19 protein-coding genes and 1 riboswitch are annotated in these 24,482 nt (G+C 71.1%); of the genes, 8 read left to right on the forward strand and 11 right to left on the reverse strand.

Translation table 11 applies throughout. The annotated features are described in order from the left end of the window. Nucleotides 1–131 precede the first annotated feature (131 nt). From ACFPCV_RS11115 to ACFPCV_RS11125, 3 genes are read left to right on the forward strand one after another with little or no spacing between them, the layout of a single operon-like run. Complete coding sequence (locus ACFPCV_RS11115) at nucleotides 132–755, forward strand: 50S ribosomal protein L25/general stress protein Ctc (RefSeq protein WP_378056008.1); 624 nt, start codon at nucleotides 132–134, stop codon at nucleotides 753–755. 55 nt (nucleotides 756–810) lie between these two features. Then, a complete protein-coding gene (gene pth / locus ACFPCV_RS11120) occupies nucleotides 811–1,398 on the forward strand; it encodes an aminoacyl-tRNA hydrolase (RefSeq protein WP_378056009.1) in 588 nt (195 codons plus the stop codon). A 9-nt stretch (nucleotides 1,399–1,407) separates the two neighbouring features. Then, entirely contained in the window at nucleotides 1,408–2,595 is a 1,188-nt protein-coding gene (locus ACFPCV_RS11125) for a DivIVA domain-containing protein (protein WP_378056010.1), read from the forward strand. Here ACFPCV_RS11125 and ACFPCV_RS11130 read toward each other — a convergent pair. The 8 genes from ACFPCV_RS11130 to metG form a co-directional block, all read right to left on the reverse strand. Beyond that, nucleotides 2,579–4,255 carry a fatty acyl-AMP ligase gene (locus tag ACFPCV_RS11130; RefSeq protein ID WP_378056011.1) on the reverse strand — a complete coding sequence of 559 codons (1,677 nt, stop codon included), beginning with the start codon at nucleotides 4,253–4,255 and terminating at the stop codon, nucleotides 2,579–2,581. The two genes, ACFPCV_RS11125 and ACFPCV_RS11130, sit on opposite strands and share 17 nt — an antisense overlap. Before the next feature lie 19 nt (nucleotides 4,256–4,274). Next, nucleotides 4,275–6,041 carry an ABC-F family ATP-binding cassette domain-containing protein gene (locus ACFPCV_RS11135; RefSeq protein ID WP_378056012.1) on the reverse strand — a complete coding sequence of 589 codons (1,767 nt, stop codon included), beginning with the start codon at nucleotides 6,039–6,041 and terminating at the stop codon, nucleotides 4,275–4,277. A 100-nt stretch (nucleotides 6,042–6,141) separates the two neighbouring features. Then, a complete protein-coding gene (locus tag ACFPCV_RS11140; protein ID WP_378056013.1) occupies nucleotides 6,142–7,107 on the reverse strand; it encodes a 4-(cytidine 5'-diphospho)-2-C-methyl-D-erythritol kinase in 966 nt (321 codons plus the stop codon). A 34-nt stretch (nucleotides 7,108–7,141) separates the two neighbouring features. After that, nucleotides 7,142–8,137 carry a methionine ABC transporter ATP-binding protein gene (locus tag ACFPCV_RS11145; RefSeq protein WP_378056014.1) on the reverse strand — a complete coding sequence of 332 codons (996 nt, stop codon included), beginning with the start codon at nucleotides 8,135–8,137 and terminating at the stop codon, nucleotides 7,142–7,144. 194 nt (nucleotides 8,138–8,331) lie between these two features. Beyond that, nucleotides 8,332–8,421, reverse strand: a riboswitch (SAM riboswitch). Between the two features lie 86 nt (nucleotides 8,422–8,507). Beyond that, nucleotides 8,508–9,371, reverse strand: coding sequence for a 16S rRNA (adenine(1518)-N(6)/adenine(1519)-N(6))-dimethyltransferase RsmA (gene rsmA / locus ACFPCV_RS11150; protein WP_378056015.1), 864 nt, complete (start codon nucleotides 9,369–9,371; stop codon nucleotides 8,508–8,510). A 336-nt stretch (nucleotides 9,372–9,707) separates the two neighbouring features. Then, nucleotides 9,708–11,222, reverse strand: a complete 1,515-nt coding sequence (locus ACFPCV_RS11155) for a transglycosylase family protein (protein ID WP_378056016.1) — start codon at nucleotides 11,220–11,222, stop codon at nucleotides 9,708–9,710. Nucleotides 11,223–11,485: 263 nt separating this feature from the next. Next, entirely contained in the window at nucleotides 11,486–12,343 is an 858-nt protein-coding gene (locus ACFPCV_RS11160) for a TatD family hydrolase (RefSeq protein ID WP_378056017.1), read from the reverse strand. After that, complete coding sequence (metG, locus tag ACFPCV_RS11165; RefSeq protein ID WP_378056018.1) at nucleotides 12,343–14,136, reverse strand: methionine--tRNA ligase; 1,794 nt, start codon at nucleotides 14,134–14,136, stop codon at nucleotides 12,343–12,345. Before metG ends, ACFPCV_RS11160 begins: the two co-directional genes overlap by 1 nt. A 56-nt stretch (nucleotides 14,137–14,192) precedes the next feature. On the opposite strand from metG, the gene ACFPCV_RS11170 reads away from it, so the two are divergent. The 3 genes from ACFPCV_RS11170 (at nucleotide 14,193) to ACFPCV_RS11180 (ending at nucleotide 16,594) form a co-directional block, all read left to right on the forward strand. Continuing rightward, the gene (locus tag ACFPCV_RS11170) at nucleotides 14,193–14,795 is read left to right on the forward strand and encodes a PadR family transcriptional regulator (RefSeq protein ID WP_378056019.1); all 603 of its coding nucleotides are present in this window, start codon (nucleotides 14,193–14,195) and stop codon (nucleotides 14,793–14,795) included. Between the two features lie 64 nt (nucleotides 14,796–14,859). After that, on the forward strand, nucleotides 14,860–15,837 hold the full coding sequence (locus ACFPCV_RS11175) for an ATP-binding cassette domain-containing protein (protein ID WP_378056020.1): 978 nt from the start codon (nucleotides 14,860–14,862) through the stop codon (nucleotides 15,835–15,837). Further along, the gene (locus tag ACFPCV_RS11180) at nucleotides 15,827–16,594 is read left to right on the forward strand and encodes an ABC transporter permease (protein WP_378056021.1); all 768 of its coding nucleotides are present in this window, start codon (nucleotides 15,827–15,829) and stop codon (nucleotides 16,592–16,594) included. The genes ACFPCV_RS11175 and ACFPCV_RS11180 overlap by 11 nt, the downstream gene beginning before the upstream one ends. An 84-nt stretch (nucleotides 16,595–16,678) precedes the next feature. Here ACFPCV_RS11180 and ACFPCV_RS11185 read toward each other — a convergent pair whose 3' ends face one another. Next, the gene (locus tag ACFPCV_RS11185) at nucleotides 16,679–17,659 is read right to left on the reverse strand and encodes an aldo/keto reductase (RefSeq protein WP_378056022.1); all 981 of its coding nucleotides are present in this window, start codon (nucleotides 17,657–17,659) and stop codon (nucleotides 16,679–16,681) included. 64 nt (nucleotides 17,660–17,723) lie between these two features. Continuing rightward, entirely contained in the window at nucleotides 17,724–18,560 is an 837-nt protein-coding gene (rsmI, locus tag ACFPCV_RS11190; protein ID WP_378056023.1) for a 16S rRNA (cytidine(1402)-2'-O)-methyltransferase, read from the reverse strand. A gap of 74 nt (nucleotides 18,561–18,634) precedes the next feature. Here rsmI and ACFPCV_RS11195 point away from each other — a divergent pair, with 74 nt between their 5' ends. After that, on the forward strand, nucleotides 18,635–20,206 hold the full coding sequence (locus ACFPCV_RS11195; protein ID WP_378056024.1) for a dolichyl-phosphate-mannose--protein mannosyltransferase: 1,572 nt from the start codon (nucleotides 18,635–18,637) through the stop codon (nucleotides 20,204–20,206). Nucleotides 20,207–20,569: 363 nt separating this feature from the next. Here the strand turns inward: ACFPCV_RS11195 and ACFPCV_RS11200 are convergent, their stop codons facing one another. After that, nucleotides 20,570–22,447 carry a serine/threonine-protein kinase gene (locus ACFPCV_RS11200; RefSeq protein ID WP_378056025.1) on the reverse strand — a complete coding sequence of 626 codons (1,878 nt, stop codon included), beginning with the start codon at nucleotides 22,445–22,447 and terminating at the stop codon, nucleotides 20,570–20,572. Between the two features lie 126 nt (nucleotides 22,448–22,573). On the opposite strand from ACFPCV_RS11200, the gene ACFPCV_RS11205 reads away from it, so the two are divergent. Further along, complete coding sequence (locus ACFPCV_RS11205; RefSeq protein WP_378056026.1) at nucleotides 22,574–24,466, forward strand: propionyl-CoA synthetase; 1,893 nt, start codon at nucleotides 22,574–22,576, stop codon at nucleotides 24,464–24,466. Nucleotides 24,467–24,482 lie beyond the last annotated feature (16 nt).

The following is a 24,482-nucleotide window of genomic DNA, read 5'->3' on the forward strand; positions in this document are numbered from 1 at the left end:
GGTTGCCTCGGCGAGGGCGGGCGTCACGCCTGGCGTGATCGACGCGGCGGCTTGACTGCCGCGCGCTCATGTCCCGTCGCCGCAGGTCGCCGCCGCCCCCAAGGTTCATGTTTAGCAAGGAGTGCACCACCGTGTCCGAGGTCCGTCTCGCCGCCGAAGCCCGTACCGAGTTCGGCAAGGGCGCCGCGCGCCGCACCCGTCGCGCCGGCAAGATCCCCGCGGTGCTCTACGGCCACGGCTCCGACCCGAAGCACCTGGCCCTGCCGGCGCTCGAGTTCGCCCGCGCCGTCCGTGAGCACGGTCAGAACGCCGTGCTGACGCTGGAGATCGACAGCTCCAGCGAGCTGGCGCTCACGAAGACCGTCACCATTCACCCCATCAAGAACTACATCGAGCACGTCGACCTGCTGCTCGTCCAGCGCGGCGAGAAGGTCAACGTCGAGGTGCCGGTGATCATCGTCGGTGAGGCCTCCCCCGGCACGCTCGTCACCCAGGACGCGACCACCGTCGAGGTTTCCGTCGAGGCGCTGCACATCCCGGAGCAGTTCGAGGTGTCCGTCGACGGTGTCCAGGCAGGCTCGCAGATCCTCGCGAAGGACGTCCCGCTGCCGGCCGGCTCCGAGCTGGTGACCGACCCGGAGACGCTGATCGTCGCCGTGAACGTGTCCCCGACCGCCGGTGACATGGACGGCGGCGAGCCCGAGGCCGACACCGAGACCGAGACGCCCGTCGAGTCCTCCTCCTCCGAGGACTGAGAGTTCAGCTGACCGGGCGGTCCCTGCCAGGGGCCGCCCGGTTAGCGTTTCAGGCATGACTTCCGCTTCCGCTGACGAGCCGGTCCTGGTCGTGGGACTCGGCAACCCCGGGCCGCGCTACGTCGCCAACCGGCACAACGTCGGTTTCCTCGTGGTGGACGAGCTGGCGGCCCGTGTCGGCGGCAGGTTCAAGGCGCACAAGGGTGGCGCCGAGGTCCTGGAGTGCCGCCTCGGCGGGCGCCGGGCGGTGCTGGCGAAACCCAGGTCGTTCATGAACGTCTCGGGCGGCCCCGTGGTGGGCACGGCCCGGTTCTACAAGGTCGATCCCGCCGACGTGGTCGTCGTGCACGACGAGCTGGACCTGCCGTTCCCGACGGTCCGCCTGAAGCTGGGCGGCGGCGAGAACGGCCACAACGGCCTCCGCTCGATTTCCAAAAGCCTCGGCACCCGCGACTACCTGCGGGTACGGTTCGGCATCGGACGACCGCCGGGCCGCATGGACCCCGCCGACTTCGTGCTGCGGGACTTCTCGGCGACCGAACGCAAGGAGCTGGCGCTGTCCGTCGACCACTGCGCCGACGCGACGGAAGCGCTGGTAGGCAAGGGCCTGGAGGCGGCACAGAACCTCTTCCACGCCCGCTAGGGAGTGCCGATGGACGTGCCACTGACCCCGATCGTCGTCGACGTCGTGACGTTCGACCGGGCCCCACTCGGTCGCCGCGGCTACCACGAGGACCAGGTCGACGACTTCCTCGACCGCGTACAGGCCACCCTCGCGGGCGAGGACGACCTCACCGCGACGCAGGTACGGGAGGTCGAGTTCGACCCGGCGCCGTTCATCCGCCGCGGCTACCACGAGGACCAGGTGGACGAGTTCCTCGACCTGGTGGTGGAGGAACTGGACCGCCGTGCGGCCGGTGCCCAGGGTGCGTCTCCCGGCGGTGTGCCACCGGGTTTACCCGGTCCCGCCAACGCCGTGCCCGGCCGCCCTGACGCAGGCGCCCCCAGCGCCGCTTCCTCCCCCGGCGCCCACACCCCCAACCCGGCCCCGGCCAACGGTCACCCCGGTCCCGTCGGCGGACCCGGCAACGGGGTTCCGCACGCGGGTGGGTTGCCCATCGCGGGTGGTGCGTTCGCCTCGGGGGCGCCGGTCGCATGGGTGCCGTTCCCCGGCCATCAGCCCCGGCCGGTGCCGCCGCCGACGCCTGCTGAACAGACGAACCCGATGCTGTTCACACAGCCGCCGTCGTTGCCGTCACCGAGTACGCAACCGTTGAAACGTGCGCTTGGCGCGGCCTCCGGCCCCCCGGAATCCAGCGTAGCCGCGGGCACCGACAAAACCGGCGTCCCTGCCGAGGCGGAGCCGGACGAGAGCGCCGGTCGTTCGCAGTCGGTGGCGGCTGGGCAGGCGGCTTCGGCTTTCCGGGCGGGGGCCATGCCGGAGCTGGGCGCGCCGACCGACGCCGCTCGCGCCGTCCCGGCACAAGAGCCGGACACCGCGAGGCCAGTCCCCGAGGACACGGCGCGGAACCCGGTGCCGGAAGACGAGCCGGACGCACCAGGACAACCAGCGCCGCAACCGGAAGCCACCGGCCGGACCCTGGCCGACTACGCGCCCAAGCCCGCCCCCACCTTCCCGCTCCCCCCGGCACCACAGGGCGAACCCGGCTACGCCCCTTCCGACGTGGCCGCCCTGCTGAAGCTGCTCGCGACCTCCCCGGACCGCGAGCAGCTCCTCGCCTTCACCCTCACGCGCACCGACAACGGCGGCTTCCACGCCGGCACCGTCGACGCGCTCCGGCAGGCGTGGCTCGACGCCCTGCCTACGAAGCGGCCTTGATCGACTCCGCCAGCTGCTCACCGGCGGCGGCACGGCGGAGCTTGCCGGACGGGGTCTTCGGCAGCGTCCCGGCGGGCAGCACGAGCACGGCGGACGGCCGGGCGTTCACCGCCTCGAAAACCCGGGCGCCGACGTTCTTGCGGAGCGCCTTCGCCTTCTCCGCGTCGCCCGCGAAGCGGGATTCCACCACCACCGCGAACCGTTCGCGGCGGGTGCCCGCGTCGAGGCGGACCGCCACCGCGTTGCCTGCCCGGACACCGTCCACCGAGGTCGCCGCGCGTTCGATGTCGGTGGGGTAGATGTTGCGGCCGGCCAGGATGATCACGTCCTTCGCGCGGCCGCAGATGACGATCTCACCGTCCACTGTGTACCCGAGGTCGCCGGTCGGGAGCCAGCCGTCCTCGTTCATCGTCGCGAGTGGACCGTCGACGGTGAGGTAGCCGGGGGTGACCGACGGGCCGCGGACCTGGATCTCGCCCACTTCCCGCTCGTTGCGGACGGTGCCGTCCGCGACGGAGACGATGCGCGCGTCGAAGCCGTCCAGTGGCGGGCCGAGGATCGCGAACGTCCTGCGCGACGACTCCTCGGTGTCCGCGGGGACGGGGACCGCGCGGTCCTCCTCCTCCAGCGCCACCGCGTCCAGGTGGTCCAGCCGCAGGCCGATCATGGGGCTGGCGAAGGAGATCGCGAGCGTGCCCTCCGCCATGCCGTACGCGGGGAACACGCACTCCGCGGGCATCTTGAAGCGGGCGCCCGCGTGCACGAACGCCGCCACCGCCTTCTCGTCGATGGGCTCGGCGCCGTTCAACGCGATCCGCAGCTTCGACAGGTCGTAGTCCGCGTCGTCGTCCTCGCCGCCGAGGCGGCGGCCGAGCAGGGCGTAGGCGAAGTTCGGGGCCGCGGTGATGGTGCCGCCGTACTTGGTGATCAGCTTGGCCCACAGCAGCGGCGCGGTCAGGAAGTCGACCGGCGTGACCTTCACCAGCTCGATCCCCCACGCCATGGGGGTGGTGTAGAAGCCGACCATGCCCATGTCGTGGAACATCGGCAGCCACGACACCATCACGTCGTGCTCGGGGTCGAGCTCGGCGCGGTCGGCCATCGCGGTGATGTTCGCCAGCAGGTTGCCGTGAGTGATCCGCACGGCCTTCGGTTCGGCGGTCGAGCCGCTCGTCAGCTGCAGCAGCGCCGGGGCTTCCTCGTCGACCTCGACGAACGTCTCCAGCGGTGTGCCGTCCGCCAGGTCGCTGATCAGCAGGTAGCCGATGCCGTGCTGGTCGAGCACCGGCGCGAGCTGGTCGAACGGGTCACCGAGCAGCACCAGCTTCGACCCGATCATGTTGAGGACCCGCACGGTGTCCTCGGCCCACATCGCGAGGTCCGACCTCGGGGTCGGCTGGTGCAGCATCGTGACGCTGCCACCGGCCAGCCACACGGCCTGCACGGCGGGGCCGATCGCGGCGGGTGCCGCGGCCAGCACCGCGACCGCGTCCCCCTTGGCGAGGCCGTGGGCGACGAGCCCGCCCGCCATCGCAGTGGCCTGCTCGTGCACCTGGGCCCACGTGGTGTGCACCGGCTCGCCCGGCTCTCCCGTGGTGACTCCGCGCCGCTGCCCGCCATCACCGGCGGTGGCGAGCAGCTTGTCGACGAAACGACTCATGTCCCAAGCCTAGATGGGGCTATTCCGCGACGTCCGCCACGTCCAGCCAACGTTGCTCGACCGATGACTTCTCCGCGAGCACGGTGCGCAGCTCCGCGTCCAGAGCCAGCAGCCGCTCCGCGTCCGTCGCGGCAGCCGCGAGCGCCTCGTGCAGCTCGGCCTCCCGGCCGGACAGCTTGTCCAGCTGCCGTTCCAGCCGGGCCAGCTCCTTCTGCGCGGCGCGGCGCTCGGCGGCACCGGACTTCGGCCGGTCCGCCTGCGGCGCCTTCGGTGCCGGCGCCGCGATCGCCGCGTCCCTGCGGGTCAGGTACTCGTCGATGCCGCCCGGCAGGTCGGTGATCCGCCCGTCGCCGAGCAGCGCGACGACCGTGTCGCACACGCGCTCCACCAGGTACCGGTCGTGGGACACCACGACCAGCGTGCCCGGCCACGAGTCGAGCAGGTCCTCCAGCTGCTGCAACGTGTCGATGTCGAGGTCGTTGGTGGGTTCGTCGAGCAGCAGCACGTTCGGCTCCGCCATGAGCAGCCGCGCGATCTGCAGCCGCCGCCGCTCGCCGCCGGACAGGTCCGACACCGGCGTCCACTGGCGGGCCGCTGGGAAGCCGAACCGTTCCGCGAGCTGCGAGGCCGACATCTCCTGCTTGCCAAGGGTCACGCGGCGCGCGACCTCCTCGACGGCCTCCAGCACGCGCAGCGTGCCCGGCAGGTCGTGCAGTTCCTGCGACAGGTACGCCATCCGCACGGTCTGGCCCTGGATCCGCTTGCCGGTCTCCGGTTCGGTCTCCCCGGCCAGAAGCCGCAGCAGCGTCGTCTTGCCGGACCCGTTGACGCCGACGAGACCGATGCGGTCACCGGGCCCGATCCGCCACGTCTGGTTCTCGACGAGCAGTTTGTCGCCCGCGCGGAGCGTGACGTCCTCCAGCTCCAGCACGGTGCGGCCGAGCCGCCGCTTCGCGAACGCGAGCAGCTCGACGGAGTCCCTCGGCGGCGGCACGTCGGCGATCAGCGTCTCGGCGGCCTCGATGCGGTACTTCGGCTTGGACGTGCGGGCCGGCGGGCCGCGCCGCAGCCACGCGAGCTCCTTGGCGGCCAGGTTGCGCCGCTTCTCCTCCAGGGTGGCGGCGAGCCGGGCACGTTCCGCGCGGGCGAAGACCCAGTCGGCGTACCCGCCCTCGTACTGCTCGACCCTGCCGCCGACGACCTCCCAGGTGCGGGTGCAGACGGTGTCGAGGAACCAGCGGTCGTGGGTGACGACGACGAGCGCGGTGCCGCGGGCGAGCAGGTGGTCGGCGAGCCAGCGCACGCCCTCGACGTCGAGGTGGTTGGTCGGCTCGTCGAGGATCAGCAGGTCCAGCTCCTGGACCAGCGCGGCGGCGAGCGCGACGCGGCGCCGCTCCCCGCCGGACATGTCGGTGACGGGCGCGTCGAGCCCGTACCCGGTGATGCCGAGACCGCCGAGGATCGAGCGGGCCCTCGGGTCGGCTGCCCACTCGTGCTCCGCGGTGATGCCGAGCGGGTCGAGCACCGCGTTGCGGACCGTCGACCCCGCCGGCAGCTCGGTGCGCTGCGTGACGACGGCCTGCCGCAGGCTCCTGCCCCGGCTGACACGCCCGGCGTCCGGCGGTTCGAGACCGGCGAGCACCTCGAGCAGCGTGGTCTTCCCGCCACCGTTGAGCCCGACGACACCGATGCGGTCACCAGCACCGACACCGAGCGAGACGCCGTCGAGCAGCGGCTTCACGCCGTAGCTCTTGGCGACCGCCTCGAGGTTGACCAGGTTGACCACGATCGGCAACGTTACCCATCCCGGCCGCCCGGCCGTCATGCGCCCGCGACCTGGCGCGGTATCGCACGTCCGCCGAGGGCCGACGATCACCCGCGGGTGATCACGCGTGCACCTGTGGCGGTGCGGAACTCGGTTCGTCGTCGCCACCGACCACGCGGGCGCCGGGGACCGGGCCGTGGACGACGCGGACCGTGCGGCACACCCCCGCGCCGGACAGCTCGGTTGCCACCCGCAGGGCGTCGTCGCCGTCCGCGCACAGGAACGCGCAGGTCGGACCGGAACCCGAGACGGTGCCCGCGAGAGCACCGGCCGCCACCCCCGCGCGCAGCGTGCGCCGCAGGCCGGGGCGCAGCGAGACCGCCGCCGCCTGGAGGTCGTTGCCGAGCAACAGGGCCAGCCGGTGCGGGTCGCCGGACGCGAGCGCCTCCAGCACCGGCTCGACCTCGCCGACGCGAGGCGGGTCGCCCTCGGCCCGGAGCCGGTCCAGCTCGCCGTAGACCTTCGGGGTGGCCAGGCCGCCGCGGGCGAAGGCCAGCACCCAGTGGAAGGTGTGGCGGGCCAGCACGGGCACGATCGCCTCGCCCCTGCCCGTGCCGAGCGCGGTGCCGCCGTGCAGCATGAACGGCACGTCGCTGCCCAGGTTCGCCGCGACCCCGGCCAGCTCGTCGCGGCCGATCTCCAGCTTCCACAGGTTCGCGAGACCGACCAGCGTGGCCGCCGCGTCGGCGCTGCCGCCCGCCATGCCGCCGGACACCGGGATGCCCTTGCGGATCAGCACGCGCACCTTCAGCTCGCCGACGTCACGGCCGACGTGCCGGGCCAGCTCCTCGACGGCCCGCCACGCCAGGTTCGCACCGTTCGTCGGCACCGCTGAGGCGCCTTCACCCTGGACCTCGACACCGGGATCGTCGGCGACGGCGACCGTCACCTCGTCGGTCAGCGACAGCGACTGGAAGACGGTCGTCAACTCGTGGAAACCGTCCCGCCGCAGGTCGCCGACCGCGAGGTGCAGGTTCACCTTCGACGGCACCCGGACGGTCACCGGGCGGGGCACTACCGCAAGCACCGTGCAAGCCTACGGCCACCGCCGGGACCGGTCGCTACGCGGCTGCCACGGCGCGCGGTCCGGTCAGCGCACGCTGCACGTACGCGCCCCGCTCCTCCAGCCAGCCCAGCGCCGCGTCGGCCCGCTCGCCGGTGATGCCGAGCCGGAACCGCGCCACCGGCGTCTCGCCGATCTTGGTCACGCCACCGCCCGACACGGTGATCTCGTTGCCGAACCGGCTCGCGGCCTCCGGCAGCAACGCCCCGATCGACGCGAACCCGACCAGGACGACGTCCGCGACACCGGGCGCGGTCTTCTCGATCGCGGGAAGGACCGTGCGCGCGACCCGGCTGTCCGGGTCCTGCACGAGGTCCAGCAGCCTGCCGTGTTCGAGGATGCGCCCGTCCTCCAGCACCGCGACGTCGTCGGCGATCTTGCGGACGACACCCGCGTCCTGCGTGGCGATGAGGACGGTCGCGCCCAACTCTCCCCTGGCGCGGTCGAGGACCGCGAGCACACCGGCGGCGCCGGTCGCGTCCAGGCCGCCGGTCGGGTCGTCGGCCAGCACCACGGTCGGCTCGCCGACGAGCGCACGCGCGATCGCGATCCGCTGCCGCTGGCCGGGAGTGAGCTGGTCGGGGTAGGTGGCGGCCTTGTCGGTGAGCCCGATCAGGTCCAGCAGCTTGCCGACCCGGTCGCGGCGGCGCGGGCCGTCCACCCCGGCCTGCTCCAGCGGGAGCGCGATGTTGCCGGCCGCGGTGCGCTGCGCGAGGAGCGACTCACCTGCCGGGACGACGCCGATGCGGGCACGCGCGGCGCGCAGGCTGCGCTGGTCGAGCGCCGCGGTGTTGAGCCCGTCGAGGCGGAAGACGCCGCTGTCGGGACGTTCGCGGAGGGCGAGCACCCTGGCGAGGGTGGACTTGCCGGCCCCGGCCGGGCCCACGACACCGGCGATCACACCGGCTTCCACGTTCAGGGTGACGTCGTCCAGCGCGACCACGGCGCCGGTAGTACTTCGGAACGACTTGGTCAGGTTCTCGACGGTGATCACGTTCGGGTACTCCAGTCCAGGCGCACGCGGGTGCGTACCCGCGTGTGGTGAGTGGCCCCGTCGGCCAGGGCTCAGGGAAGTCGGATGGCTCGAATCAGCTTCAGTTCGATGAGCACATGCGACGACAGCCCGTGACCGTGCGCCTGCACTGGTCGATGACCCGCCTGGTGGTGAGGATCTGCACCGTTCTCACTCCTCCATCGTTCCTGGCGGTAGCACCTGCCCGCGACGGGTGGTTGCTGCGGCGTCTCAGAGCCAGGTCTCTCGGCCGCTCGGGATGGATTACCGCTGACAAGTACACCTGACGGGTCCACTGGTTGGCAACCCGCGAACCCCCGAATTGAGTCCTGCTATTCGGAGGATCACATCGTTACTCCAGTCCCTTGCCCGCCGTTCGGGCTATCGAGGCGTAGTCGCCGACCGTGATGGTCTCCCCGCGGGCGGCCGGATCGACCCCGGCGCGGGTGAGGATGCCGGCGGCCCGGTCGGCTGTTCCCGCCCAGGTCGCGAGGGCTGCCCGGAGCGTCTTGCGCCGCTGCGCGAAGGCCGCGTCGACGAGCGGGAACACCGTTTTCCGGTCCCCTGGCGGCGGTTCGCGGCGGGTGAGGAGGACGAGCGCGGAGTCGACGTTGGGCACGGGCCAGAAGACGGTCCTCGGCACCGTGGCGACCCGCCGCGCGTGGGCGTACCAGGCGATCTTGACGCTGGGCACGCCGTAGACCTTGGAGCCGGGGCCCGCCACCATGCGGTCGGCGACCTCGGCCTGGACCATGACCAGCGCACGGGTCATGGTCGGCAGCTCGGCGAGCAGGTGCAGCACGACGGGCACGGAGACGTTGTAGGGCAGGTTCGCGACGAGCGCCGTCGGGGCGTGGAGCTGTTCGCTGGTGGCCCTGAGCGCGTCGGCGTTGACGACGGTGAGCCGGTCCGCGACAACGGGCGCCCGCTCCGCGACGGTCGCGGGGAGCCGCCCGGCGAGCACCGGGTCGATCTCGACGGCCACCACCTTCCGGACGACCGGCAGGAGGGCCAGGGTGAGCGACCCGAGCCCGGGCCCGACCTCGAGGACGGTGTCGTCGGCCCGCACCCCGGCGGCGGCCACGATGCGGCGCACGGTGTTGGGGTCGTGCACGAAGTTCTGCCCGAGCTTCTTCGTGGGGCGGACGTCCAACTCCGCGGCGAGCCGCCGGATGTCGCCGGGCCCAAGAAGGGCACTCACGTCAGCCTCAGTCACCCACAGAGCCTAACCACCCCCAAGAACCCCCACCCACCCCCCGCAAACCCCGCGAGTCCCCGCTTCAGAACCCGCGAGTCCCCCGTTCAAGACCCGCGAGTCCCCCGTTCAGAACCCGCGAGTCCCCCGTTCAGGACCGGTGAGTCACCGGTTCGCGGTTTTGATCCGACTCCCGAACCCGCAACTCGCAGGTTCCGAAACGGGGACTCGCGAGTTCTGAAAGGGGGACTCGCGGGTTCTGAAGCGGGGACTCGCGAGGTTTGGTGGGGGTGGGGGTGGGTATGGCTGTGGGCCGGGTCCCCCTGGGGGAGCCGGCCCACAGGTGCTGGGTACGGGTTACTTTGGCAGGCCCAGTTGGCTGGAGCAGTGGGGCCAGGCGCCGTAGCCGCCGCGAGCGTCGCGGAGCTTGGTCGCGATCGCGATCTGCTGTTCGCGGGTGGCCTGGTGCGGGTACTCGGCGTACTGGTCGCCGCCGTAGGCGTCCCACGTGCCCTTGTTGAACTGGAGGCCGCCGTAGTAGCCGTTGCCGGTGTTGATGGCCCAGTTGCCGGTGGACTCGCACTGCGCGAGCCGGTCCCACACCTCGCCGTCCGGGATGACCGGGACCGGGGGCTTCTTGGTGCCGACGCGGATGACCTTCGGCTTGGCTTCCTTGGTGACCTTGGAGCCGATCTCCTCGCGGCCGACCTCTTTGCCGTTCTTCACGGTGACGCGGTAGGTCGCGATGCGCTCGCCCGCTGCGCCCGGTTCGACGACGACCTCGGTGCCCTGGTCGGCGTTCGGGTCCTCGACCTCCTCGACCGGCGGCTCGATCTTCTCGGTCTGGTTGACGACCGTGACGCCGTTGCGGGTGATCCGGACCTCGGCACCGTCGGTGATCTTCAGGTCCGACGCCGGGGTGATCGTGTCCTCGGGGCCGAGGGAGAGCTTCAGGTCCTTCAGGAGCTCGGCCGCGGTGACCGCGGTGGTCTTCATCGCCTTCGGGGCGTTGCCGCCGTCGAAGAGCGTGATGTTCTTGAGGGTCTTGACCTCGATCGCCATCCCGTTGAGGGGGATCTCGTGGTCCTTGTCGTGCGAGAGCTTCGCGCCCTCGGTCGACAGGTTCAGCTGCTGGAGCGCCTCGCCGACCGTGGTGGAGCGGACCCACAGGTCCCGCTTCTCACCGTCGACGGTCAGGTGGAGCTGGCGGCCGCGCTGCAGGACGATCTTGCCGTCGTCGTTGATCGCGGCGGAGGGGGACGGGGAGAGGGCGTCGTGGCTGCCGACGGTGATGCCCTCGTCCTCGAGCACCTCGCCAACGGTGTCGGCGTAGGTGCTGACCTGGTGGGCCTCACCGTCGATGTCGACCGTGACGGACTTGTTCATCGCGATCGCGGCGGCGCCGCCGCCGATCAGCGACACCAGGATCGAGGCGATGGTGGCCTTGAGGACCGTCTTCTTCCAGCGCTTGATGCCGGTGACGACCTCGGGCGGGGCCTCGTCGGTCTCGGTCAGCGGGAGCGCGTACGCACGTCCGCCGGACGACAGCTCGTCCGGAATGACGGGGAGGACGGTGGTCTCGGCGTTGATCAGCCGGATGAGCTCGTCGACGTCGACGTCCGCCGCCGCCATGAGCTCGTCGGCCTGCGGGCCGAGGGCGAGCCGGACATCGTGGTCCGTGATCGCGAGGGTGCCGGAGTAGGAGTTCTCGTCCACGTCCGGCAGGTCGTGGAAGTCGGGGAACTCGGAGCGCCACGCACGGAAGTCCTCGTCGAGGACCGCGGTGCGGGTCGGTGCGCCCGCTTCGACCGGGGTGAACCAGTCAGTGTCGGCGAAGCTGTCACCGACCGGTCTGTTTCCGGAACCAGTCACTGGGTCGATACCTCCAGAAGGCCGTAGCCGTGCCCATGTGCTGCGCGGCATACGCGCTTTCGTTTGTTACGACTTCCCGCGGCTGGCCACCGGTCCCCGACCTGAGCCGGCCTCACCGCGGATGTGCCCCGAGCAATTCCGTCCCGGGGTACGGTCACGGGACAGTAACGGTGCCGGGCAGGTTGCGCAAACACTTCGACGACCGTCGTGATCCTGGTCACGCCACGGATGGAGCAGCTGACGTCGCCCGATCATCGCAGTCCTCACCGCTCGCTACCGACGCCCTCACGGCGGGTAGTCCGGGGGAGGTCGAACACACGTTCCGCGTTCGCGGCGACCTCGGCGGCGAACTCCCCCGGGTCGACCTTCCTGAGCTGCGCAAGGGCCCGCAACGTGTACGCCGCGCAGTACGGCTCGTTCGGCCTGCCGCGAAACGGGTGCGGGGTCAGGAAAGGCGCGTCGGTCTCCACCAGGATCTGGCAACTGGGAATCCGTGCGGCTGCGTCACGTTGGGCCTGCGCGTTGCGAAATGTCACGGTTCCGGCGAACGACAGCACGTACCCCTTGTCGGCGCACCGGCGGGCGAACTCCGCGTCCCCGGAGAAGCAGTGGAAGACGACGCTCGGCGGCGCGCCTTCCTCCTCCAGCACGCGGTAGATGTCCTCGTGCGCGTCCCGGTCGTGGATCATCAGCGGCTTGCCGACGCGCTTGGCGAGGTCGATGTGCCAGCGGAACGCCTCCTGCTGCGCCTCCGGCGGCGAGTAGTCCCAGTAGTAGTCGAGACCGGTCTCGCCCACGGCCACCACCCGCGGCTGCCGGGACAAGGCCTCGATCTCGGCGCGGTCGGCGTCGGTGAACGACGCGGTGCGCGTCGGGTGCACCGCCACGGCCGCCCAGACCCGCTCGTCCCACGTGGCGGCCCGCGCGGCCCACCGCGCCGCGGCGAGGTCGTCGGCGACCGTCACGACCCGGTCGACCCCCGCGGCGGCGGCCCGGTCGACCATCTCGGCCACGTCGGCGGCGTCCTTGGCGCCACAGGCGTCGAGGTGGGTGTGCGCGTCGACGATGGGAACGGGAAGCGCCTCCGGGATCGGAGGACGCTCCCCCGAACGCTTGCCCATCAGTCGACGACCGGCGCCCACTCCGGGCCGGTCTCGCCGAGCTTCGGGTCGAGCTTGGCGAACAGCGGCGAGGGCTTGTCGAGCGGGCGGCCGACCTCGATCGGCGTCGACTCCCACCTCGCCTGCTCACCGGCGTAGTCACCGGTCAGGATCGGGTTGATCCGCCCTGGCACGTCGAGGTCCTCGACGTCCTGGCACTCCGGCTGCGCCGCCCACACCCCCGAGCCGCCGAGCGCCTCGTGGATCTTCTGCGACGCGTGCGGCAGGAACGGCGTGAGCATCGTGTTGGCGTCCTGCACGACCTGCAGCGCGGTGTGCAGGATCGTGTCGCGCCGCGCCACGTCGTCCTTGCGCTTCCACGGCTCCTGGTCGGAGATGTACTTGTTCGCCGCGCTGACCACGCGCATGGCCTCGGAGGCGGCCTGCTTGAACCGCGACTGGCGCAGGTGCCCGCCGACGACCTCGAAGGCACCACGCGACAACGACTTCAGCGCCTCGTCGTCGTCGGTCAGCGCGGTCGGGTTCGGGATCGCGCCGACGTTCTTGTGCGCCATCGAGATGGACCGGTTGACCAGGTTGCCCCACTCGTTGGCCAGCTCGAAGTTGGTGCGGCGGACGAACTCCTCCCACGTGAAGTCGACGTCCTGGTTCTCCGGGCCGGCCACGGAGATGAAGTAGCGCAGGCTGTCCGGCCCGAACTCGCGCAGGAAGTCGTGCACGTAGATGACGGTGCCGCGCGAGGTGGAGAACTTGGCGCCGCTCATCTTGAGGAACTCGCTCGACACGACCTCGGTCGGCAGGTTCAGCGTGCCGAACGCGCCGGGCTCGCCGCCCTTGTCGCCCTGGCCGTTCTGGCCGAGGAGCAGCGACGGCCAGATCAGCGAGTGGAAGACGATGTTGTCCTTGCCCATGAAGTAGTAGCCCTGGGCGTCCGGGTTGGTCCAGAACTCCTGCCACGCGTCGTCGTTCCCGGACCGGCGGGCCCACTCGACCGACGCCGACAGGTAGCCGATGACCGCGTCGAACCACACGTAGAACCGCTTCAACGGCTTGTCCCGCCAGCCGTCGAGCGGGATCGGCACACCCCAGTCGAGGTCGCGGGTGATGGCGCGCGGCTTGAGGTCGTCGAGCAGGTTCTGGCTGAACTTCAGCACGTTGGGCCGCCAGTCCTGCCTGCTGGACAGGAAGGTCCCCAGCGCACCCGCGAACGAGGGCAGGTCGAGGAACAGGTGCTCGGTCTCGATGAACTCCGGCACCTCGCCGTTGATCTTCGACCGCGGGTTCTTCAGGTCGGCGGGGTCGAGCTGGTTGCCGCAGTTGTCGCACTGGTCGCCGCGGGCCGACTCGTAGCCGCAGATCGGGCAGGTGCCCTCGATGTAGCGGTCCGGCAGCGTGCGGCCAGTCGACGGGCTGATGGCGCCGAGCTGCGTCTTCGGGACGACGTACCCGTTGCGCCACAGCGCCGAGAACAGGTCCTGCACGACCTTGTAGTGGTTGCCCGTCGTGGTACGGGTGAACAGGTCGTAGGACAGCCCGAGTCCCTGCAGGTCACCGCCGATCTGGCGGGCGTACTTGTCGACGGTCTCCTGCGGGCTCGCGTTCTCCTTGTCCGCCTGGACCTGGATCGGCGTGCCGTGCTCGTCGGTGCCCGACACCATGAGCACCTTGTGCCCGGCCATCCGCATGTACCGGGAGAAGACGTCGGACGGGACTCCGAAACCGGAAACATGACCGATGTGGCGGGGGCCGTTGGCGTAGGGCCAGGCCACCGCTGTCAGCACGGGGTTGCTCATGTCGGAATAGCCTACGGAGCAGCGTCGATCGAACTCGAACGGGTTATGGAGGCAAGGTGTCGGCCACGCGGCTCTTGGTACTCGGGGTCGTGCGCATGTACGGCAGCGCGCACGGGTACCAGGTGCGGCGCGAGCTGCTGACCTGGTCGGCGGACAAGTGGGCGAACGTCGCGCCCGGCTCGATCTACCACGCGCTGAAGAAGATGGCGACCGAGCGCCTGCTGGAGGTGGTCTCGACCGACGCGCACCCCGGCGGCCCGGACCGCACCGCCTACCGGCTCACGCCGGACGGCGAGACCGAGTTCGGGCTGCTGCTCGCCAGGTACCTGGCGGAGAGCGACGACTCGGCACCCGGCGCGTACCGGCTGGCGGCGGCCGTGACGTTCCTGCCCGCGCTGCCGAGGGCGAAGGCGCTGAGCCTGTTGCGGCACCGGATCACCCAGCTCGACGGGCAGCGGGCGAGCGCGCGGGACCTGCTGGAGAACGGGTCGGGGTGGGGTCAGCCGGAGCACGTCGGGGAGCTGTACCGGCTGTGGCTCGCGTCGATGGACGCGACGGACGGGTGGCTGCGCGAGCTGGTGGCGCGGCTGGAGTCCGGCGGCTACGTGATGGCGGACGACGGCGAGACCGCCTTCGGCACACCAACTAAACAAGTTTGACTATTCGCCGAAGCGGGGCCATGCTGTCCGCGCGCTAGTCAAACTTGACTACGAAAGGACAGGCATGATCGAAGCACGCGGTCTCGCGCGGACCTTCAAGTCCCGAGGCCGTACCGTCGAGGCGGTAAGAGGGGTCGACCTCGACGTCCACGCCGGTGAACTGGTCGGCTTCCTCGGCCCGAACGGGGCGGGCAAGACCACCACACTGCGCATGCTCACCACCCTCCTGCGCCCCACCGCGGGGACCGCGACGGTCGGCGGCGTCGACCTGCTCGCCGACCCTGTCGGGGTGCGCAAGAAGATCGGCTACGTCGCCCAGGGCGGCGGCACCGCGCCCGAGTGCCGGGTCATCGAGGAGATCGAGATCCAGGGCCGGTTCTACGGGCTGGCCAAGGCCGACGCCGTGCGGCGCGGCGCCGAGCTGTCCGCGCAGCTCGACATCGCGGGCCTCGACCAGCGGCTCGTGCGCACGCTGTCCGGCGGGCAGAAACGGCGCCTGGACATCGCGCTCGGGCTCATCCACTCCCCCGGCCTGGTGTTCCTCGACGAGCCCACCACCGGCCTCGACCCGCAGAGCCGCGCGAACCTGTGGGAACACATCCGGTCGCTGCGCGCCGAGCACGGCGTGACCGTCTTCCTGACCACCCACTACCTGGAGGAAGCCGACTCGCTCTGCGACCGGATCCTCGTCATCGACAACGGCAGGATCGTCGCGGCGGGCACCCCCGACGAGCTGAAGGCCCGCGTGTCCGGCGACGGCGTCGCGGTCGACGTGCCCGCCGAGTCGGTCACCGACGCGGCCGAGGTCGCCGCCCGGCTGCCCGGCGCCACCGAGGTGACGACCGTGGAGAACACGGTGCGGTTCCGCGTGCCGCGCGGCGACACCGCCCTGCCGGAGCTGCTGCGCGCACTCGACGGCAAGGGCATCCCGATGACGTCGCTGCGGGTGCACCGCCCGTCGCTGGACGACGTGTTCCTGTCGATGACAGGGCGCACCCTGCGCGACGCCGAGACTCCCGGGGAGGGTTCCGATGTTGCGTGACATCTGGCTGGTGTTCCGCAGGCACATGGCGATCTCGCTGCGCAACCCGGCGTGGGTGCTGATCGGGATCATGCAGCCGCTGCTGTACCTGCTGCTCTTCGGCCCGCTGATGGAGAAGATCGTGTCGTCGACGCCGGGCTTCCCACCCGGCGACAGCTGGCAGATCCTCGCGCCGGCGCTGCTGGTGCAGCTGGGGCTGTTCGGCAGCATGTTCGCGGGCTTCGCACTGCTCGGCGACCTGCGCAACGGCGTCGTCGAACGGCTGCGGGTCACGCCGGTGTCGCGGCTGGCGCTGCTGCTGGGCCGGGTCATGCACGACACGGTCCAGCTGCTGGTGCAGGCGCTGCTGCTGTTGCTGGTGGCCTACCTCGTGTTCGGCATGCGCGCGCCGGTCGCCGGGGTGCTGCTGTGCCTGATCATGGTGATGCTGCTGGCGGTCACCCTGTCGTCTGCGTCGTACGCGATGGCGTTGCTGGTGCGCAGCGAGGAGGCGTTCCCCGCGCTGCTGACCACCATCTCGGTGCCGCTGCTGCTGTTGACGGGGATCCTGATCCCGATCACGACGGAGCTGGCGCCGAGGTGGCTGTACGTGCTGTCGCGGATCAACCCGTTCGCACACGTGATGGACGCCGAACGCGCCTCGTTCCGAGGCGACTTCTCCATGGACGGGCTGCTGACCGGCAGCGTGGTGCTGTTCGTGATCACCGTGCTCGCCGTGTGGTGGGGCGCGCGCACCTTCCAGAAGGAGAACGCCTGACGCCATGAAGGACGCTTTCGGCCGTTGGCGAAAGCGTCCTTCATGGCGGGGCGACGGGAACCGAAACACACCGCGCGGTGGTCGTCAGCGGTTGACGGCCCGCAGGCCCTCCGGGGTGTAGCGGGCGCCGGACACCGCACCTGCCGGAACGGCCGAGGTGATCTCCGCCAGCTGGTCCGGGTTCAGGGTCACGCCGGCCGCGGCCGCGTTCTCCTCCAGGTACGCCACCCGCTTCGTGCCGGGGATCGGTGCGATGTGCTCGTCCTGCGCGAGCAGCCACGCGAGCGCCACCTGCACCGGTGTCACCCCGAGGGTCTTCGCGAGGCCGTGGACGCGTTCCGCCAGCGCGATGTTGCGACCCAGGTTCTCACCCTGGAACTGCGGCAGCCCGCGGCGGAAGTCGTCGTCGGGCAGGTTGCGCATCGTGTCCAGGTCGCCGGTCAGCATGCCGCGGCCGACCGGGGAGTACGGCACCACCCCGACGCCAAGCTCCAGGGCGGTCGGCAGCACGGTGTCCGCGAAGTCGCGGTTGAACAGCGAGTACTCCGACTGCAGTGCGGCGATCGGGTGCACCGCGTGCGCGGCACGCAGCGTCTCCGCGTTCACCTCGGACAGGCCCAGGTGCCGGATCTTGCCCGCGGTCACCAGCTCCGCCATCGCGCCGACGGTGTCCTCGATCGGCACCTCCGGGTCGCGGCGGTGCAGGTAGTACAGGTCGATGGTGTCCACGCCGAGCCTGGCCAGGGACCGGTCGAGGGCCTCGCGGACGTACTCCGGGCTGCCGTCGACCTCGACCACCCCGCCGCCGACGACGCGGCGGATGCCGAACTTGGTCGCCAGCACCACCCGGTCGCGGCGGTCCGCGATGGCGCGGCCGACCAGCTCCTCGTTGTGGCCCTGGCCGTAGACGTCGGCGGTGTCGAGGAAGGTCACCCCCAGCTCGATCGCGCGGTGGACGACCCCGATCGACTCGGTGTCGTCGGCCGGCCCGTAGACCTGCGACATCCCCATGCAGCCGAGCCCGAGCGCCGAAACCTCCAGGTCGCCGAGCGTGCGCTTGTCCACGTGTGTGCTCCTTGAACGGGTGCGGATCTCCCGGCCAAGCCAACACCCTGGAGCGCACTTCAGGTCAAATCGACACCGCGGCGTCGTAGAGCGCCTTCTTGCTCACCCCGTGCTCGGCGGCCACCTTCGCGGCGGCGTCCTTGAGCCGCATGCCGTCGTCGGCGAGGCGGCGGACCTCCTCGGCCAGGTCGCCGATGTCGGTCACCCCGCGCGGCTCGGCGCCCGCGACGACGACCGTGATCTCGCCGCGCACACCGTCCTGTGCCCACGCGGCCAGCTCACCGAGACCGCCTCGGCGGATCTCCTCGTAGGTCTTGGTCAGCTCCCGGCACACCGCCGCCCGCCGGTCGGCGCCGAGCACCTCGGCCGCCGTGGCGAGGGTCGCCGCGATCCGGTGCGGCGACTCGAAGAACACGGCCGTGCGCGGCTCGTCGGCCAGCCCCGCGAAGAACCGCCGCCGCTCGCCGTCCTTGCGCGGCGCGAACCCCTCGAAGCAGAACCGCTCGCACGGCAGGCCCGACAGCGCGAGCGCGGTCGTGACCGCCGACGGCCCCGGCAGGCACGTGACCGGCAGCTCCTTCGCCACGCACGCCGCGACCAGGCGGAACCCGGGGTCGGACACGCTCGGCATGCCGGCGTCGGTGACGAGCAGGACGGTCTGCCCCTGCTCGACGGCCGCCACCAGCCCGCCGATGCGGCTGGTCTCCACGGCGTCGTAGAAGCTCACGACCCTGCCCGTCGGGGCCGCGCCGAGGGCAGCGGCGAGCGCGCGCGTCCTGCGGGTGTCCTCCGCCGCGATCACGTCCGCGCTCGCCAGGGCCTCCGCGAGGCGCGGCGACGCGTCCCGCGAGTCACCGAGCGGGGTCGCCGCGAGCACCAGCCTGCCGTTCTGTTCAGCCATCACCGACAGTCAACACGGCCCGTCTCGGCGATCCCGACGCGGATGCCACATGCGGCCGCCTACGATCTCTGCCCGTGAGCCTCACCGTCACCCGTCAGGCAGCGGTATCACCCAGTGCGGCTGGTCCTGGTGGGAGACCGCTGTCCGAGGGCGACCTCGCCGAACTGCACCTGATCGGCAAGCCCATGCCGACCGACCGCCTGCGTGGCTGGCTGGTCGCGGGCTTCCTCGCGATCTTCGGCGGGTTCGTGCGGCTCCAGAACCTCGGCTTCCCCACCGACAACGGCACGCCGGTCTTCGACGAGAAGCACTACGTGCCGCAGGCGTGGGAGATGCTGCGCAACGGCGGGTACGAGGACAACCCCGGCTACGAGCTGACCGTGCACCCGCCGTTCGGCAAGCAGCTGATCGCGGTCGGCGAGTGGCTGTTCGGCTACAACGGCTGGGGCTGGCGGTTCACCGCGGCGATCGCGGGCACGCTGATGATCCTCCTGGTCATCCGCATCGCGCGCCGGCTCACCCGGTCGACGCTGCTGGGCGGCATCGCGGGGGTGCTGCTGATCTGCGACGGCGTGTCCCACGTGCAGAGCCGCATGGGCATGCTCGACATCTACCTGGCGTTCTTCGTGCTGCTGGCGTTCGGGTGCCTGCTGCTCGACCGCGACCAGGTGCGGCAACGGCTCGCGGTGGCGGTCCGCGAGGGCTGGGCGACCGAGACGGCGTACGGGCCGTGGCTGGGGTTCCGCTGGTGGCGGTTCCTCGCGGGGGTGTCGCTGGGCCTGGCGTGCGGCTCGAAGTGGTCCGGTGTCTTCTTCGTCATGGCGTTCGGCCTGATGACGGTCTTCTGGGACGCGACGGCCCGCCGCTCGGCGGGGGTGGCACGGCCGTGGCAGGGTTCGCTCCTGCGGGACGTGCTGCCCGGCCTGTGGGCGCTGGTCGGGGTGGCCCTGATGGTGTACCTGGCGACGTGGTGGGGCTGGTTCGCCTCCGAGACCGGTGTCGACCGCCACCTTGCGGACCAGGCCGGCCACCAAGGCTGGTACGACTTCCTGCCGACGGCGTTGCGGTCGCTGTGGCAGTACTCGGGCAACGTGCTGGACTTCCACGAGAACCTCAGTACCCCGTCGACGGACCAGCACCCGTGGGAGTCGAAGCCGTGGACGTGGCCGATGGGGCTGCGCCCGATGCTGTACTACTACGACGGCGGCACCGTTTCCTGCGGTGAGGAGCGGTGCGTCAGCGCCACCATGCTGATCGGCACGCCCGCGCTGTGGTGGGTGTCCCTGCCGGTGCTCGGCTGGGGGCTGTGGCGCATGATCGGCAGGCTGGACTGGCGATACGCCGCGTTCGTGGTCGCGTACCTGACGTGCCTGCTGCCGTGGTTCACCAACCTCGACCGGCAGATGTACTTCTTCTACGCCACCCCGATGGCCGCGTTCCTGGTGCTCGGCATAACGCTGGTGCTGGGGCAGATCATGGGCACGGTCAGAGACGGCTACGAACGCCGTGGTACCGGCATGCTCGTGGTCGCCCTGTACGTGGGCCTGGTGGTGGCGAACTTCGTGTGGTTGTGGCCCATCCTGAACGGCGACTCGATCACCGAAGGCCGCTGGCAATCCGAACTATGGCTCCCAAGCTGGCGCTGACCCCACCTCCTCCCAGCCACCCCCGCGAGTCCCCCATCCAGAACCCGCGAGTCCCCGGTTCAGAACCCGCGAGTCCCCGGTTCAGAACCCGCGAGTTCACCGTTCGCGACCATTGAGCTGTCTGTGGCGTTTCACTTTCGCCGTCGTGAAACGCCAACTCGGAGGTCCCGAACGGGAGACTCGCGAGTCCCGAACGGGAGACTCGCGAGTCCCGAACGGGAGACTCGCGAGTCCCGAACGGGAGACTCGCGAGTCCCGAACGGGAGACTCGCGAGTCCCGAACGGGAGACTCGCGGGTTCCGAACGGGAGACTCGCGGGTTCCGAACGGGAGACTCGCGGGTTCTGAGCGGGGGACTCGCGGGTTATGGGGTTGGGTTGATGTTGGCTCGGGGGACTACCTGGGTTACCGGGCCTGCGGTTTCCTGGCCCGCTCGGGCGATCCACGCGGTCATCTCCCGCTGGACGGCGGCCAGTGTCGGGCGGCGGGTGGGGTCCTTGTCCAGGGACGCGATCAGCAGGCGCAGGTGTGTGCTCCGCTGTGGTAGGTGTGACAGCGGTTCGGCCTTCGCCGCCGCCATCAACGCCGCCATCGCGTTCTCGCGGACACCGCGTGGTGGGTGACCCGCCAGCGCGAAGCTCACCGTCGCGGCCAGCTGCCACGCGTCGGACGCCGGGGTGGCCGTCGCGCCCGTGGCCGTCTCCGGGGCCAGGAAGTCCGGGGTGCCCACCATCATCCCGGCGGCGGTCAGGGTCTGGTCGCCCTTGGACCGCGCGATGCCGAAGTCGATCAGGTGCGGGTTGCCCGCCGGGTCGACGATCACGTTCGCCGGTTTCACGTCCCGGTGCAGCACGTTCTTCGCGTGCGCCGCCGACAGCGCGCCCGCCATCGTCAGCCACAACCGCGCCGCCTGCAGGTCCGACAGCGTGCCCTTGCCGTGCACGACCTCCGCGAGCTGGTCGCCCTCGATGTACTCCATGATCAGCCCGAGCCCGTCGGCCTCGGACACGATGTCGTACACGCGCACGCAGTTCGGGTGGTGCACCGCGGCGAGCGCCCGCGCCTCCCGCAGCATGCGTTCCTCGGTCTCGGCGTCCGGTGCGTGCGCCAGCTTGATCGCGACGGTCCGGTTGAGCTGCGTGTCCTTCGCGAGCCACACCGTGCCGAAACCGCCGGTGCCGAGCTGGCGCAACCGCTGGAACCGCCCGTTCGCCGGATTGAGCACCGACGTCGGCTTCTCCGAGGCGAACGGCAGCGGCCCGGGGTCGGCGGCCAGAGCGGCGAGAGCCTGGCGGTCCGGCTCCGGTTCCCGCACCTGCGGCGCCACCCTCGTCGGCGGCGGGGTCCGCGCGGGCTGCGGGTTCGACGGCGGCACGTACGGCGGCGGCTGCGGCGGCGGCACGTACGGCGGCGGCTGCCGCAGCTGCTGGGACTGCGGTTGTGCGGCGGCACGCTGCTGATCGGCACGCTGCTGCTGATCGGCACGACGCTGCTCGGCCGCGCCCGCGGCCTTCTGCCTGCGTTCGATCACCGACCAGCTCGGTGGCCCCACCACCAGCAGCGGCAGCATCCCGAGCACGCTCGCCAGCAGCAGGCCGATCCACATGTAGGTGGCGACGTTGACCTTCACGCCGACGCTGAGCAGCAGCATGGCGAGGAACGGCAGCCAGAACAGCCGCCCGGGCCACTTCGGCCCGCGCCGGAACGCGAGCCGCGACTGCAGCCACACGAACAGCAGCGCGATGCCCGGCACCACGGTCAGCATCGCGTACCGCAGCAGCACCATCGAGCCGCTCTCGAACGGGTGGAACAGCACCTCGTACACCGTCGGCCTGCCGCCGAGGAAGTAGTCCTGCTGGTCCACCCACCCGCAGGCGCCCAGCGCCATCGAGTCGGCCTCGGGGATCGTGAGCCCGGTCCCGGCGTTGCGCACGACCTTCGCCTGGCGGTTGCCGAACACGGTGAGGAACGTCTCGGACGTGCCCATCGTGTACAGCCACGGCAGCAGGAACGCGAACACGCCACCGAGCAGGCCGAAGACCGACAGCGTCGCGATGTTGTAGGTGTTGCCCGTGCCCTTGCGGACGAGCGCGATCAGCACGGCCCCCAGCGCGGGCAGCAGCCCGACGAGGAACCCGGCCATGACCGTCGCCCACACCCACTCACCGGGGCAGAACTTGGGCTGGAAGAGATCATGGGCGAGGGAGACCAGCGAACTACCCATCTCAACGAGCAGGTTCACAGTCCCTCCCCTCCCTGTAGTCCATGAGACCAGACGCACACGTTCGTGGATCCACCCTATGTCGAGCCGTTATGTCGACGTTCACGACAGTGACCAGGTTGCCGCAGAGGGCTAAGTTCACTTTCCATGGGTAGCTACCAGGACGCGTACCGACGGAGCCTCGCGGACCCGGAAGCCTTCTGGCTGGCCGCCGCCGGGTCGATCGACTGGGACCGGCCACCGAGCCGGGCCCTCGACGAGAAGACGGCTCCCCTGTACCGCTGGTTCCCCGACGGGATCCTCAACACCTGCCACAACGCGCTCGACCGGCACGTCGACGCCGGCCGCGCCGACCAGACCGCCCTCGTCCACGACTCACCGGTCACGGGCAGCAAGGCCACGTTCACCTACCGCGAGCTGCGTGACGAGGTGGCCGTGTTCGCGGGCGCCCTGCGCGACCTCGGCGTCGGCAAGGGCGACCGGGTGATCATCTACATGCCGATGGTGCCGCGCGCGGTGGTCGCGATGCTCGCCTGCGCCCGGCTCGGCGCGGTGCACTCGGTGGTGTTCGGCGGGTTCGCGCCCAAGGAGCTGGCCAGCCGCATCGAGGACGCGACGCCGAAGGTGATCGTGGCGGCGTCCTGCGGCATCGAGCCGGCCAGGGTCGTCGAGTACAAGCCCATCATCGACGAGGCGCTCGCGACCACGGCCCACCAGCCCGACGCGGTGGTGGTGCTGCAGCGCGAGCAGGCCCGCGCTGCGCTCGGCGACCGGGACGTGGACTGGGACGACATCGTCGCGAAGGCCGCGCCCGCGGACTGCGTGCCGGTGGCGGCGACCGACCCGCTCTACATCCTGTACACGTCCGGCACGACCGGCAGGCCCAAGGGCGTGGTCCGCGACAACGGCGGGCACGCGGTGGCCCTGGCGTGGTCGCTGCCGAACATCTACGACCTGCACCCCGGCGAGGTGTGGTGGACCGCATCGGACGTCGGCTGGGTCGTCGGCCACTCCTACATCGTGTACGCGCCGCTGCTGATCGGCGCGACCACCGTGCTCTACGAGGGCAAACCGGTCGGCACCCCGGACGCGGGCGCGTTCTGGCGGGTCATCGCGGAGCACCGGGTGAAGGCGCTGTTCACCGCGCCGACGGCGTTCCGCGCGATCAAACGGGTCGACCCGGCCGCGGCCGAACTGGCGAACTACGACCTGTCCGGCTTCGCGACCCTGTTCCTGGCGGGCGAGCGGCTGGACCCGGAGACCTACCACTGGGCGAGCGAGAAGCTGGGCGTGCCGGTGGTCGACCACTGGTGGCAGACGGAGACGGGCTGGCCGATCTGCGCGAACCCGCGTGGCCTGGAGGACATGCCGATCAAGCCGGGCTCCCCTTCGGTGCCGGTGCCGGGCTACGACGTGCAGGTCCTCGACGGGACGGGCCAGGAGATGCCCCGCGGCGAGGAAGGCGCGATCGCGCTCAGACTGCCGCTGCCACCCGGCACGCTGCCGACGCTGTGGGGCGACGACGACCGGTACGTCGAGGCGTACCTGTCGCGGTACGAGGGCCACTACCTGACCGGCGACGGCGGCTACGTCGACGAGGACGGGTACGTGTTCGTCATGGGCCGCACCGACGACGTGATCAACGTCGCCGGGCACCGGCTGTCGACCGGCTCGATGGAGGCGGTGCTGGCGTCGCACCCGGCGGTGGCGGAGTGCGCGGTGATCGGGGTGGCGGACGCGCTGAAGGGCCAGCTGCCACGCGGGTTCGTCGTGCTGAAGGCGGGCGTGGACATCGACGAGCAGACACTGCGGGACGAGCTGGTGGCGGCGGTCCGGGCACAGATCGGCCCGGTGGCCGCGTTCCGCGACGTGTCGGTGGTCGACGGCCTGCCGAAGACCCGCTCCGGCAAGATCCTCCGCAAGACCATGCGCGGCATCGCCAACGGCCGCGACGAGCCGGTCCCGTCGACCATCGAGGACCCCGGCGTGCTCGACGCGCTGCGCCCCATCCTCCGAGGAGCTGACCCGGCCTCCACATAAAGGCGGACGACGGACC

Source organism: Actinophytocola glycyrrhizae (assembly GCF_042653545.1).
GTDB classification, from domain to species: Bacteria; Actinomycetota; Actinomycetes; order Mycobacteriales; family Pseudonocardiaceae; genus Actinophytocola; species Actinophytocola glycyrrhizae.